This window comes from Idiomarina sp. HB (assembly GCF_048059115.1).
GTDB lineage: Bacteria > Pseudomonadota > Gammaproteobacteria > Enterobacterales > Alteromonadaceae > Idiomarina > Idiomarina abyssalis.
On the sequence record NZ_JAYLVU010000004.1, the window covers coordinates 159,118 to 173,358 of the forward strand.

At 45.6% G+C, this 14,241-nt stretch carries 11 protein-coding genes; 8 read left to right on the forward strand and 3 right to left on the reverse strand.

What is annotated here, in order from left to right; all coding sequences use genetic code 11:
- Positions 1-2: 2 nt before the first annotated feature.
- Complete coding sequence (locus tag VBY75_RS11830) at positions 3-2,465, forward strand: S8 family peptidase (RefSeq protein ID WP_416512663.1); 2,463 nt, start codon at positions 3-5, stop codon at positions 2,463-2,465.
- Between the two features lie 33 nt (positions 2,466-2,498).
- On the opposite strand, the gene VBY75_RS11835 is transcribed toward VBY75_RS11830, so the two are convergent.
- The 3 genes from VBY75_RS11835 to radC all read right to left on the reverse strand — a co-directional run bounded on the left by VBY75_RS11835 (position 2,499) and on the right by radC (position 4,157).
- Positions 2,499-3,059, reverse strand: coding sequence for a tyrosine-type recombinase/integrase (locus tag VBY75_RS11835; protein ID WP_416512665.1), 561 nt, complete (start codon positions 3,057-3,059; stop codon positions 2,499-2,501).
- 119 nt (positions 3,060-3,178) lie between these two features.
- Positions 3,179-3,658 (reverse strand): hypothetical protein, encoded by a 480-nt coding sequence (locus VBY75_RS11840; RefSeq protein ID WP_416512667.1) that lies wholly within the window; start codon positions 3,656-3,658, stop codon positions 3,179-3,181.
- A gap of 7 nt (positions 3,659-3,665) precedes the next feature.
- Complete coding sequence (radC, locus tag VBY75_RS11845; protein ID WP_416512669.1) at positions 3,666-4,157, reverse strand: RadC family protein; 492 nt, start codon at positions 4,155-4,157, stop codon at positions 3,666-3,668.
- Between the two features lie 196 nt (positions 4,158-4,353).
- Here radC and VBY75_RS11850 point away from each other — a divergent pair, with 196 nt between their 5' ends.
- The 7 genes from VBY75_RS11850 (at position 4,354) to VBY75_RS11880 (ending at position 14,236) form a co-directional block, all read left to right on the forward strand.
- Positions 4,354-4,554 carry a helix-turn-helix transcriptional regulator gene (locus VBY75_RS11850; RefSeq protein ID WP_416512671.1) on the forward strand — a complete coding sequence of 67 codons (201 nt, stop codon included), beginning with the start codon at positions 4,354-4,356 and terminating at the stop codon, positions 4,552-4,554.
- Positions 4,555-4,791: 237 nt separating this feature from the next.
- Positions 4,792-6,753: an ATP-dependent nuclease gene (locus tag VBY75_RS11855; RefSeq protein ID WP_416512673.1), complete on the forward strand. Its 1,962-nt coding sequence runs from the start codon at positions 4,792-4,794 to the stop codon at positions 6,751-6,753.
- A complete protein-coding gene (locus VBY75_RS11860) occupies positions 6,750-8,615 on the forward strand; it encodes a UvrD-helicase domain-containing protein (protein WP_416512675.1) in 1,866 nt (621 codons plus the stop codon). Before VBY75_RS11855 ends, VBY75_RS11860 begins: the two co-directional genes overlap by 4 nt.
- 59 nt (positions 8,616-8,674) lie before the next feature.
- Positions 8,675-8,815 carry a hypothetical protein gene (locus VBY75_RS11865; protein ID WP_416512678.1) on the forward strand — a complete coding sequence of 47 codons (141 nt, stop codon included), beginning with the start codon at positions 8,675-8,677 and terminating at the stop codon, positions 8,813-8,815.
- An 81-nt stretch (positions 8,816-8,896) separates the two neighbouring features.
- Positions 8,897-9,964, forward strand: a complete 1,068-nt coding sequence (locus VBY75_RS11870) for a hypothetical protein (protein ID WP_416512680.1) — start codon at positions 8,897-8,899, stop codon at positions 9,962-9,964.
- 5 nt (positions 9,965-9,969) lie between these two features.
- Positions 9,970-11,178: a DUF429 domain-containing protein gene (locus VBY75_RS11875; RefSeq protein WP_416512682.1), complete on the forward strand. Its 1,209-nt coding sequence runs from the start codon at positions 9,970-9,972 to the stop codon at positions 11,176-11,178.
- A 259-nt stretch (positions 11,179-11,437) separates the two neighbouring features.
- Positions 11,438-14,236 carry a DEAD/DEAH box helicase family protein gene (locus VBY75_RS11880; protein ID WP_416512684.1) on the forward strand — a complete coding sequence of 933 codons (2,799 nt, stop codon included), beginning with the start codon at positions 11,438-11,440 and terminating at the stop codon, positions 14,234-14,236.
- Positions 14,237-14,241: the final 5 nt, after the last annotated feature.

A 14,241-nucleotide genomic window follows, 5' to 3' on the forward strand; every position in this document is an offset into this window, starting at 1 on the left:
CAATGGCAGACAGGGATAGTAAGCCTCATCTATACATCGGTAACGACGGCGTCAGCCATTTAATTCATAGGAAAAGCCCGCGTCAGAAGCCACCTGTTCGAGCAATAAACCGTGGTCAGCATGGAGGTAACTTATCTTCGTATTTGAATGATATCAAAGCATTTGAGCACGAAGTAAAGTTAGCACCACTAGCGGAAGAAGTAGAACGTATCGGCTTACAAGTAACGTTCGAGAGTTTTGATGGATTTGAAATTGTATTTGATAGCCTTTCTAACGCCCCAGCTGGAATAGAACTTTTAAATATTCAGCGTCGAGACAACAAATATTACGCTACAGTTTTTATTCCTGAAGGGAAACTCGTAGTCTTTCAGAAAAAAATTGAACAGTACATTGCTACTAGCTCCGATGAGACTCCAAAAAATCGACCATTGATAGAGAGCATTGAAGCTTTTTATAGGGCAACGATAAAAGCGCTTTGGACCGATTCGGTTGAGTTGTTTCCGTCAAATAACGACGAACCCGTTAATTGGGAAATATGGTTATTGAAAAGTGATGGCACTCCAGAGAGAGATTTTCGACATTTGGCGAAGCTGTTGGAAATAGAAGTTTTACCTGGGGTACTGAGATTTCGAGAGAGAGTCGTTATTTATGTTAACGCTTCGACCAATGACCTTATGTCAAATATCCATTTATTAAATACCATCGCAGAATTGAGGAAGCCGAAGGAGACAGCAGAGTTTTTCGATCACTTAATGATTCAAGAACAGCGTGAATGGGCTGATGAATTACTGGAACGCGTACAAAGTTTTCCTAATGAAGATGCCCCTATCATTAGTATCTTAGATACCGGTGTTAATATTGGACACCAATTAATCGCGCCATTCTCATCACAAGATCAACTGTTTACAGTTAACGAAGCAATTGGAACGGCTGATACTGATGGTCATGGTACTAATATGGCGGGGTTAGCTATCTGGGGAGATTTGAAAGAAGCTTTAGAATCAACGAGCACCATTTCAATATCCCACAATATAGAATCAGTGAAAATTATTAATTCGGGTGGCGACAATAGAGATCAAGCTTATGGCGCAATCACGATAGATGCCACAACGGCTTCAGCTACAAGCCGACCACAAAGCACTCGAATCTTTACTATGGCCATTTCAGCAACAGACACGCGGGATATGGGACGCCCTTCAGCTTGGTCAGCAGCGATTGACGAACTATGCTTCAATCGCATCGGTGATCAAGATCCAAAACGGCTTTTTATTATTTCGGCGGGAAATTCAATATTGCAACCTGCAGATTTTAAAGGATATCCAGACTGCTTAGAATCTCAGCCTATTCATGATCCCGGTCAGTCTTGGAACGCAATTACAATTGGAGCCTATACTCAGAAAGTGGGGATTAGTGATCCGTCAGAGGGAGGGGCACTTGCATCGTTCGATGAAATATCGCCATACTCGTCGACTTCGGTAGTATGGGGAGATAAGCAGCCGATCAAGCCGGACGTAGTTTTTGAAGGCGGGAACGTGGCAGTTAGTGAACTGGGAGGTTTTACTCACCCATCCCTGTCATTATTGACGACTGACCATGACATTCAAAATCGACTCTTCACGACCTTCTGGGCAACAAGCGCGGCAACAGCTTTAGCTGCTGAATTTGCAGCAAAAGTTTGCGTAAAATATCCAAGGTTTCGACCCGAAACGATAAGAGCATTGATGGTTCATTCAGCAAGTTGGACGGAGGCCCAATATAAACAGTTCGCGCCGACCGGAACCGCTAAACAAAAATCATCTAAATTGATTAGACGAGTTGGCTATGGCGTGCCAAATATAGAACGAGCGCTGGAAAGCGCAAGTCAACGAGTTTCTGTCGTCATTGAGGATGAAATTGTCCCATATAAAAAAGATCCAAGCGTTAAATTAAATGAGATGAAACTTCATGATCTTCCGTGGCCCAAAGAGATACTCCAAAGCTTAGGTAATATAGAAGTTACACTAACCGTGACATTGTCTTATTTTATCGAACCGAACCCATCTAACCGTGCGTTTTCAAATAAGTATTCGTATCAGAGCCATAATCTTGGATTTGAGCTAAAGAGAGCACTCGAAAGCGTCGACGATCTGCTCCAAGGAATTAATACAGGTACACGACCAAAAACATTCCAGCGCCCAGATGACACTGGTGATTGGATTATCGGACCTCAAAAAAGGGCTCATGGATCAATCGCGAAGGATATTTGGGTGGGAACGGCAGTAGATCTCGCATCAAGAGATAAGATTGCGGTGATACCAACAGCAGGCTGGTGGAAAACACGAGAGTCCTTAAGGATGTATGACGAATCAACACGTTACTCTCTGATTTTGACGATAGAGGCTCCAGAGACTGAAGTTGATATTTATGCTGCAATTAAAAATATTATTGAAACTGGTGTTGAAACACCAGTGGATGTTTCGATCTGAGTTGAATCAAAAAATAAGGGACATCATCGCCCCTTAGATTTCAAGCTCGACGAAGTCCCGGTCGACATCCTCCTGGGTGATACCGATGTAGCGCAGAGTGACAGCTTCAGATCCGTGGCGTAGCATCTTCATTACTCGGGCCAGATCGTTGGTATTTTTGTACAAGTGGTAACCTCGGGTTTTTCGCATTGAATGCGTGCCTAGTGATAGCCCCACTTCCTCGCCTATCATTGAGATGGCTTTGCTCACATAACAGCGACTGAGTGGTCTGGGCCCTCTGTTGAGTGACCAACGGTTACGATGCGATTGGAACAGGTACACGTGGTCTGGATTATCACGGCGCAAGCGGTCGATAATACTCAGTGCCTTATCGTTCAATTTGATGGTCGCGATTTTGCCTGTTTTACGCTCCCGGATATTCAGGCGATCGCCTTGAATGTCTTCAAAGCGAATGCTGAGTAGATCTGATATGCGCAGTGCCAGGTTTAAACCTAAATCCCAAATGTCAGCAATCTGTTGGCCGAAGGTTCGGTTCAGCAAGTGGCTTACTAATTTTATGGTATCAAGGTCTTTCACAGCATGAACTTCAGACATGGTTAAGTTCCTTTTTTGTCGTATAACGCAAAAACGAGTACTTAGAAGCCTTCGTGACGAATAAGTACCCGTTTTTACTGGGTTGCAAAGTATTCAAATTACATAATTGTCTGCTTCATTTAGGGTTGGTCGCCTTTGGGCATGAACGCTCGTTGAAAAACTCGGACACCAGCTTCTGATAACGCATCGGCAATCAGTGGTACAACCTTGCGAGCCACAAACTCAGTCTCCAGATGTAAAATTCTGCGATCGAACGTGACGACTGCAGCGTAAGCTTTGGTGTCTTTTGCGATACGAATTATTTCTTCACGGTCCACTCTGTAACGATTCACCACGTCATGTTCGAACCGATGCGACGAAATAACCTCGCCTTGGCTATTAAGAAATAAGAGTCCGTATATGCCGGGTGCAGACGCGGATTGACTCTTTGCTGAGTCATCTGACGGAGAATGAGTAGCTTTGATCATAGAAGGGATTTCTCGGGCTTGCTGCTGGTGCTTACGGATTTGCGGAAGTACGGCCAGTGCCGTGATTGCCGCTTTAATGCCGAGTATTGTCCACTTGCGAGCTTCAGGGCTTTTGAAAATTAAACTCATCATGCTCTCCTTAAAGTAAGCCGCGCTCGGCAAAGGACACAGTGGTCTCACCGACAACTATGTGGTCAAGAACAGTGATGTCGACAAGCTCCAATGCTTGCTTCAATCGCTCGGTTACGCGTTTGTCAGCTTCCGATGGCTCCGGTATTCCCGATGGATGGTTGTGCGAGAAGATGACCGCAGCAGCGTTGGTTTCCAGTGCAGCCTTCACGACTTCACGCGCATACACAGGTGCGGCATTGATGGTTCCTTGGAATAGTTCGCGAAACTCAATCATGCGATGTTGTGAGTCGAGCAGCATCACGCTGAACACCTCACGTTCCTGGTGCGCCAGTTTATATTGCAGGAAGTCTTTTACGTTTTGTGGGTTGCAGTAAGCATCACCACGCTGGAAGCGCTCTTCAATCAACTGGCTGGCGCGACTAAATAGCTCAGTCTCAGTCAGTCGCCGTGTGGTGACATAGTTCTTCTTGGGTTTTGGATTAGGGTTGTCTGTGTGCATGGTTGAATCCTTTGATTATGGAAATGCACACAGGTGATATAGGTTTGAAAAAATATTGAAACCAAGCGCTGGAGCCACTATACGAAAGACAGAGCTATGGCTTTGCGTTAAACCGACTTGAAGGCAGTTGGTAGTAAATACATAAAAACATACGGGCACGGCCAATCGCATGACGAACTAAGACAGGAGACACGTCATGCGATTAATCAGACTACCCCAAGTAAAAGACCTGACCGGGCTAGGCCGCTCATCAGTTTATAAATTAATGGCTGAAAATAGTTTCCCAAAGCCAGTCACGCTTATTGGTCGCGCGAGTGCTTGGGTTGAGGGTGAGGTGATTGAATGGATGGAGGAACGGGTTGCAGAGCGAGACTCAGCATTTAGTGGGGGCAGCTAGATCGGGTTTTTATTTCAGTATGTTTTGGGTAATTGCCGCTGGCCAGTGTAGGCTAATCATTTTGCTGAAAGCGAGTGATAGAAGTTTGAAATATTTTAGGGCCTTGCTTGTGTATCAGTGACTATCAAAATATTTGATGTCCAAAATGGTTTGTTCAGGTGTAAATAGCATCGTTAAGCTATCAGTTAGTTCTTAGGGTGGCAGTTAAAAGTATCTCTAACAAAAAGGTAATCAGGGATGAAAGTAGAGAAAATAAAACTACAGAATTTTCGCTGTTTCGGAAATGACGCAGTCGAGCTCAATTTCGATAAAGTTCTGACGACTCTTGTCGGGGGGAACGGTTCCGGAAAAACGGCAGTGCTACAAGCAGTATCACGGTTGTTTGGTACATCGTCAGTCCAGCGATCGATACAGCGTCGAGATTTTCACGTACCCGTTGACCGACAGGAGCTTCAGTCTGGCGACAGCCTGTATGTTGAAGCGATACTTGCCTTTCCTGAACTTGCAGAGCAAACCGGCTCTCCTCTTGATGCGGTTCCTGAGTTCTTCAATCAGATGGCTGCATCCGGTCAGGGAGAGCCGCTCAAAGCTCGGATAAGACTACAAGCAATATGGACGGATGACGGTACACCAGAGGGCGCAATCGAAGAGGACCTGCGCTGGATAAGAGCCTTAGATGATAATTTTGAATGGGATGATTGCGCCAGAGTCCAGGCGGTAGAGCGCTCTTCGATCCAGTTCATTTACTTACCGGCCAATCGTGATGCGACGACGCAGGTGACCGCTCTTCTTAAAGGGCGATTATGGCAGGCTGCCAAATGGTCGACGGCATTCAGAGAGGCAAGTTCTGATAATTCGGGTCAGATCCAAAACGAATTCGAGCAGGAAAAGCCTTCGAGGGTTCTGCTGCAGCGTCTATCAAAACGGTGGCAACAGGTTCACGAAGCCGATACAGATAGCAAACCGCGTTTAAGGTTGATTGAAAAACGTTTTGAGGAGCTTGTTCGAAAAGCTGAGTTTACCTTTGCGCCTGATGAACAAGGTCAGGAGCGCAGGTTATCCGAGCTGAGTGACGGTCAACGCTCTCTTTTCCATATCGCTCTTACAGCAGCGACGCTTGAAACCGAGCGGGAAGCTTTCGCTTTGCCTGCTGAGGAAAGTTCATTTGAGCAGGATAAGTTACGTCGTGTTCACCTAACGATTCTCGCTGTCGAAGAGCCTGAAAACAGTCTGTCGCCGTTCTTTCTTTCTCGCATAATTGGACAAGTGCGAGAGATCGGCGCACTATCTTCCGCGCAGGTTCTTCTATCGAGTCATTCGCCAGCAATCCTTAGCCGGATAGAGCCCGAGGAAGTGAGATATGTTCGTATGGATCGGCGTGCTCGAAGCTCATCGATCCGCGAACTGACCTTGCCGGAGGATGGTAATGAGGCAAGCGTATATGTCAGACTGGCTGTGAAAGCTTATCCCGAATTGTATTTTGCGCGATTTGTAATTCTAGGGGAGGGCGACTCAGAACGTGTCGTTATTCCAAAAATAGCTGAAGACATGGGGATTTCCCTTGATCCGTCATTTGTTCCAGTTGTTCCGCTCGGGGGACGGTTTGTGGCTCATTTTTGGCGGCTTCTCAATGATCTCAATATCCCTCACTCCACATTGCTAGACCTTGATCTGGGGCGCAGGCATGGCGGAGCCAAAGTAATGAGAGATTGCATTGAAAACCTGGCTAATGTGGGTAATGATTTTGGGAGTCGCAATATAGCTACTGTTTCTAAGGTCACCGACCAGCAAATTTATCATGAAGAACTGCAAAGTGACTGGCTTCAAGCCTTTGGAAATGAAGGCGTTTTCTTTTCCTATCCCATTGATCTCGACTTTGCCATGTTACGTGCCTTTCCAAATGCTTATCAGGTTGCTAATCGCGGTGGACATGGGCCTCAGAGTAGTGATGCGGCTATTCGGGCCAAAAAGGTTAGCACCCTGAAAACAGGTGGTAATCTTGCCTTGTATACCGAGGAATATGATGATGCATTTAAATGGTATCCTTATCTTTTCTTGAGCCGCAGTAAGCCTGAAACTCATTTGGCGGCACTTTCCCGTATCCCAGATGGCAATATTGCTACCTCCGGCCCTAATGAGCTCAAGGCTCTCATCCAGTATGTGAAGGACAAGCTCGATCTGTCAGGAGTGGATGAATGACTCGCGTACTTAGGGACGACTGGGTACCTCAAGGTGTTGGTGGTCTGGAAAATCGAGCATGGGAAGCTTTACGCGAGAATGATAGCAGCATCCTCGTTACCGCTGGCGCTGGTGCTGGAAAAACCGAGTTCCTAGCACAAAAGGCGACCTATCTTCTTCAGACCGGTATTTGTCCGGACCCCAAACGTATTCTAGCTATCAGCTTTAAAAAGGATGCCGCCCGGAACCTTGCCGAGAGGGTTGCAAAACGTTGTCCGAGGGATCAGGCGCGGCGCTTTGATTCAATGACTTTTGATGCCTTTACCAAAGGAATTCTGGATCGGTTCCGTCCTGCACTACCAGAGCCTTTCAATACCCCTGGCACATATCAGATTGTTACTCCGTTTCGTAGGGATTATGAGGATTTTATCGAGCGTCATGGCTATGAGGGTGTGAGCGCTCAGGAGCTTGAAAGACGAATACCTCTGACAGACCTGCTAATTGATCTGTCAAATGGCTCTGAAGTAAATCGTGCATTAGCTGATTACTGGCATGAAAAGTTTTTTGGGGAAGACGAGATATCTCTCTCCTTCCCTATGATCAACAGACTTGTGAAACTGCTGCTGCAGGAAAATTCGTATATCCGCCGAGCCTTACAAGCAACATACCCCGTCGTCTTTCTTGATGAATACCAGGATACTACCTACACCCAGTACGACATGCTGCGGACTGCATTTGATGGTAGCGGTGCTGTTTTCACAGCAGTTGGCGATGATAAGCAGCGTATAATGGGATGGGCGGGAGCCATGGACGATGCGTTCGATCAGTTTGAAAACGATTTGGAAGCTAGGCGTATTACCCTGCTTTCGAACTGGCGGTCACACGAGGACTTGGTTCGTATTCAGCACGAGATAGCCCGACGTATAGATGGCAATGTGGAAGAGGCGCAAGCGCAAGGGATCCGTGAGATCGAAGGTGATATTTCTGCAATCTGGCAATTTCGGAGCACAGATGACGAGAACAATTATCTCGCTGAATGGGTGAGCCGTGAGGTGCAGTTAGGGCGTGTCGAACCACATGATGTTGCGATTCTTGTCAGGATGCGAGCAGATCAGGTGGAAGGTGAGATAGCCCCTGCTTTTGCAGCCCGAGGCCTTCGGATCAGAAACGCCGCGCGGTCAGTTGGCGAAATTCAAATACAGGATCTTCTTGGGGAAGAGCTGACTGGTATATTCGTTCCTTTGCTCCGCTTGGGAACGACACACCGAAGTCCGGACAATTGGGCGCTGGCTCAGCAGAACTATATTTTTCTTGAGGCTGCTGACCCTGATAATGACATCTCGCAGGAACGATTACTGTTTAAGCTTGAGGCGTTCGTCCGTCAGTTAAGGGTAGAGGTGGCGCGTCGCCAGCCTACACCTGATTCGGCTGAAGCGATTGCAGGCATGCTTCTTGAATTTATCGGCTCTGCCACGCTAAGACAATCGTATCCGGCATATCAGCGAGAAAGAGACTTTGAGAGGGTCTGGAGTGGGTTTGTCATACTTTTGAAAGAGTGTGCAGAACATAGTAGTAGCTGGACGGAAGCTTTGAACGAGTTTGAGGGCATTGGTCAAGTTGCTCTGATGACAGTCCATAAAAGCAAAGGGCTTGAGTTTCATACCATGATATTTTATGGACTCGATAATCAAACTTGGTGGAGTCTTATGCCGCACAGAGGTGAAGAACTAAACACTTTTTTTGTCGCCTTTACCAGGGCAAAGCAGCGTGCATTTTTCTCGCAGTGTGTTGAACGAGGAAACTCCATAGGCTGGATACAGCAATTACTGGCTCCTGCGGGGGTCGAAACGATAGATGGTACGACTATCGTTGATATCATCTAAGCAATATTAAGTTAAGCTTTCCACCTAATCGCACTGTAAATTATTACATGAGATACGTCATGCGATTAATCAGACTTCCTCAAGTAAAGGAAATGAACGGGCTTTTTCGCGCGAGTGCTTGGATTGAAGGTGAGGTGGTTGCGTGGATAGAAGGGCAAGTTGCGGACCGGGATGGTCACTTTGAAAATGAGCCACAATGACAACGCCTAATATTTGTTGTAATTTGTAACTAATAATTCTAAATATCAACACCTGCTATAACCAAATCGAGAACGCTCCGAATGCCAATCTTTCGCCTTCATAATGACCAACTCACAGCGCTTCGAACAACGAGGTTTGATCAACACGCTGTCTATGAGCGCAACCATTTGCAACAAATATTGAAAAAGCAAATTGATGTGCTTCATCCAGATATCTTGATTGTGGCCGAGGAGTTCGGTGATTGGGATGAAAGTAGGCGCCGAATCGACTTACTAGCGATAGACAAAGAAGCTAGGCTGGTGGTTATCGAATTGAAGCGTACTGAAGGTGGTGGACATATGGAACTTCAGGCGATTCGATATGCGGCAATGGTATCAACACTGACGTTTGACCGCTTGGTGGGAATATTTGGCGATTATATCGATGCAAACGGTTTGGAGTTTGAAGCGCGAGAGAAGTTACTTGATTTCCTTGAGTGGAACGAGCCAGATGAGGATAGTTTCGCTCAGGATGTCAGAGTCATACTTGCGTCTGCCGATTTTTCTAAAGAACTCACCACTTCGGTTCTGTGGCTCAACGATAATGGTTTGGATATCACATGCATCCGCATGCAACCCTACGTTTACGATAATGAGTTATTGATCGACATCCAAAGCGTCATTCCCGTGCCCGAAGCGAGTGACTATCAAATAAAAATAAAAGAGAAACGACAACGCGAACGAACGGCACGCACAACGAGCAATGACAGAACGGTTTATGATTTGAGCGTTGATGGAGTGGCTTATCCAGAATTGAGCAAGCGTTGGCTGGTATACAGGGTTGTAAAAGCATGTATTGATGAGGGCACCAAGCCTAGCCAGATTCACCACGTGATCAGTAATTTGCCGAATCACTCAAGGAACGCGTTCCATGTTTTTGATGGTGAATTAAGCAACGAAGACGTTCAAGACAAGTTCAATGAGTTGGACGCAGGTGGCCAAATACATCGTAGTCGTCGGTTTTTCTCACAGCCAGGTGAATTCTTTCATGAAGATGGAAAAACATATGTGCTTACGAACCAGTGGGGCACAGGTTCAATCGAAACTGTTGATGCGCTAATTAATGCCTTTGGCGACGGCCGTATTACTTACACCAAAAGTGTGGATTAGCTGTCGTGTTTTTAGCGGGCGTCGATCTGGCTTGGACGAATCACCATCCTACCGGTATTGCCTACGGTGAATTGAAGGGGAGCGTCTTAACGGTCACGGATATTAATCATGGCGTACTATGTCCTGATTCAATTTGTGAGGAACTTGAGTATAAACGTACTTCAGGCGTGGCGATCGATGCGCCAACGATCATCAACAATCAAACAGGAATGCGGGAATGTGAAAAAGCTATCGGGCAAGCTTTTGGTAGGAAGAAAGCATCATGCATGCCGAGCCACCTTGAAAAATATCCAAACCACCCTGCGGTTGAGCTCTCTCAAAAGTTAGAAACCCAAGGGTTTCAGCACCTCCTTAAAACCAATAAATTTCAGGTGGAATGTTATCCGCACCCCGCAATCATCAACCTGTTTGGATTACCCGAGCGACTGAAGTATAAAAAGAAAAAGGGAATGAAGGTTGCCGACCAAATCCACGGACAACGTCGACTCGGTTGGTTGCTGCGAAGCCTCGAGGGCTCGCCCGTTCTAAGCTTAAAAATAGCGAACTATGTTCAAGTTACCCATTTTAAATTCGACCAAGAGTACAATCTCTCTGGCGCTGCATTAAAAACGCATGAAGACAAGCTTGATGCCATCATTTGTTTGTACGTAGCAGCGCTGCATGCGAAAAGCCAAACTGATATTTATGGAACGAGAGCCGATGGCTACATCGTGGTGCCGAAAGAGCAAATCTATCAAGGGGTTGCAAAAGACAATGAGTGGGAAATGGCACCCTGGGCGGTCGAAACGGCCTACAAATATTATTTGGCTGCAGTACAAACTTATTCTATTTGCGGTGGAGTTAGCATGACGAACGCTGCGCTCTCGATTGAAATTATCTTAAAGAGTTATCTTTTAACACCCTCAGTGAACTTGGGCGCATTGAATCAGCGCTATGATAGAGCGAAAGTATCGGGTGATGGACATGATTTATCTAATTTGCTGGATCGCTTACCCAGCTGCATACAGCGCAAGTTGGTTCCGTCAGCTTTTGAGCGTGAGATGCTTTACAAATATCGCAATTACTTCAAAGAGTCACGCTACGCGTATGAAACAAAGGCTCAGTCGGGACATAGCGGTACTTTGCATTCAATTGCAGAGCGTATGATCCGAGAAACCGTCAAGATTTATCGTGAGCGAGGGTGTGGAGATCCTTGGATTAAAAACTTCTCATGATTAGATCAGCGATTGCCTCATTAGAAGTTACAAGCGTTCATGGTAGTGTACTTCTAGTCCAATTTTATAATTTGCTCTTTATTTTTTGCCGTTTCAATATGGTAATATTTCGCTACTTTCATTAATTCGTAACAACTGAATTAACGATTAACAATTTTAGTATTACGATGTTCATAAAGAGCAGCCATTCAGATGGGTAAACGTGTGTAGTGCCAGAACCGACGATGAGCAGGAATGCTGACAAGAAGGGAATTAACTCATGAGCAAAACTGAGGCACAAACAAGGTCAGAAGTTATTGACTCACAACTGGCTAAAGCAGGCTGGGATGTTAAAAACCCTACTCAAGTGGTCGAAGAATTCGGCATCGGAACTCAATTGCATGAAGGGGTTGCAGAGTCGATTTCCGGTTATTGTGGACATCAGTTCAGTGATTACGTGCTACTTGGTAAAGGTGGAAAACCCCTTGCAGTAATAGAGGCGAAGAAAACCTCGCGAGATGCTGCAATTGGTCGAGAACAAGCTAAGCAATATTGTTACAACATTCAAAAGCAAATTGGCGGTGAGCTACCATTCTGTTTTTACACCAATGGTCATCAGCTTTTTTTTTGGGATCTAGAAAACGCCCCGCCGCGTAAGGTTATTGGTTTTCCTACTCGTGATGATTTAGAGCGTTTTGCTTATATCCGGCGTAACCGCAAACCGCTCACGCAAGAATTCATCAATACATCGATTGCCGGACGAGATTACCAGATCCGCGCAATTCGCTCAGTACTTGAGGGTATTGAGAAAAAGCAACGTGATTTTCTTTTGGTTATGGCGACGGGAACGGGAAAAACCCGCACTTGTATAGCTCTTGCTGATTCCCTAATGCGAGCAGGTCATGCTGAAAAAGTACTGTTTTTGGTTGATCGAATTGCACTACGTGAACAGGCGCTAGCAGCTTTTAAAGAACACATGCCCAATGAGCCTCGTTGGCCGAATGTGGGTGAGAAGCTGATTGCTAAAGACAGGCGGATATATGTGGCCACTTATCCAACCATGCTAAATATTATTCGTGACGATACTCAATACCTGTCGCCGCATTTTTTTGATCTTATCGTGGTCGATGAAAGTCACCGCTCCATCTATAACACCTTTGGTGAGGTACTAGCTTACTTCAAAACCATTACTTTAGGTTTAACGGCTACGCCTACGGATATCATAGATCATAACACCTTCGAGCTGTTTCACTGTGAAGATGGTATTCCTACCTTCGCCTACACCTATGAAGAAGCAGTCAACAATATCCCGCCTTACCTGTGCAGTTTTCAGGTGATGAAAATTCAAACCAAATTCCAGATGGAAGGGATCAGCAAGCGCACTATTTCATTAGAAGACCAGAAAAAACTGATTTTGCAAGGTAAGGAAGTAGAAGATATCAACTTCGAAGGTACTCAGCTGGAAAAGCAAGTGGTTAACAAAGGTACTAATACCCTGATCGTCCGCGAGTTTATGGAAGAGGGCATTAAAGATAGCGACGGTGTGCTGCCCGGCAAAACTATTTTCTTTTGTGCTACCAAAGATCATGCACGTCGCATTGAAGAAATCTTTGACAAGCTCTACCCGCAATACCACGGTGAATTGGCCAAGGTACTGGTGTCTGACGATCCGCGCGTTTACGGTAAAGGTGGCCTGCTCGACCAGTTCACCAATAACGATATGCCCCGCATTGCCATCAGTGTTGACATGCTCGATACTGGTATAGACGTGCGCGAAATCGTTAACCTTGTATTCGCCAAACCAGTTTATTCCTATACGAAATTCTGGCAGATGGTTGGCCGTGGCACTCGTTTACTGGAATCCAACAAACCGAAACCCTGGTGCTTGGAGAAAGACGTCTTTCTAATTATCGATTGTTGGGATAACTTTGAATACTTCAAGCTAAACCCTAAAGGTAAAGAACTTAAACCCCAGTTACCGCTGCCGGTTAGGTTAGTTGGTTTGCGATTGGATAAAATCGAAGTCGCCAACGATACCGGTCATGCTGTTGTCGCGGCGAATGAAGTGATCAAGCTCCGCGCACAAATTGCCGCCTTGCCACAAAACTCCGTAGTCATTAAAGAAGCTGCAGGTGCTCTTGCTCGCCTTGAAGATAAAAACTTCTGGGTTAGTCTTAACCATGACAAACTAGAATTTTTAAGGGCAGAAATTAAACCGCTATTCCGAACTGTGTCTCAAGATGACTTTAAAGCCATGCGGTTTGAGTGCGACGTGCTGGAATACTCGCTAGCTATTTTGCAGGATGAAAAGGCTCAAGCCGATGTTCTGAAAGAAGGTGTCGTTGAAAAAATCAGCGAGCTTCCGTTGTCCGTACCTTTTGTAAAGCTCGAAGAAGTATTAATCCGAGAAGCACAAACGCCAATGTATTGGAGCAAGGCTGATGAGTGCCGTTTTGATGAGTTAATCAATAAACTCGGGCCTCTGATGAAATTTCGCGAACAAAATATCGGACAAGAGCAAACTCATCTCGACTTGATGGACGAACTGCATAAAAAGGAATGGGTAGAGTTTGGCCCACAAAATGAAGCAGTGAGTGTTACGCGTTACCGGGAGATGGTCGAGAATTTAATTACCGAACTGACAGAACACAATCCGGTACTTATAAAGATAAAAAATGGCGAAGGGGTAAGTCCTGAAGAAGCCAACGAGTTGGCTGAACTATTAAACGAAGAGCATCCCCACATCACTGAAGATCTTCTGCGTCAAGTTTATAAAAACCGCAAAGCGCGTTTTATTCAGTTTATGCGGCACATTCTCGGAATTGAGGTGTTAAAAAACTTTCCCGATGAGGTTAGCGCCGCTTTTGAACAATTCATCCGAGCCCATACCACACTAAATAGTAGGCAGATGGAATTTTTAAATTTGCTGAAAAACTTTATTATTGAGCGTGAAAAACTAGAAAAAAAGGATTTGATCAGCGCGCCTTTTACTGTGCTTCATCCGCAAGGCATTCGCGGCGTATTTAATTCAACAGAAATAGATGAAATTCTGCAGCTGACGGAAGCGCTGGCTGCCTAACCAAG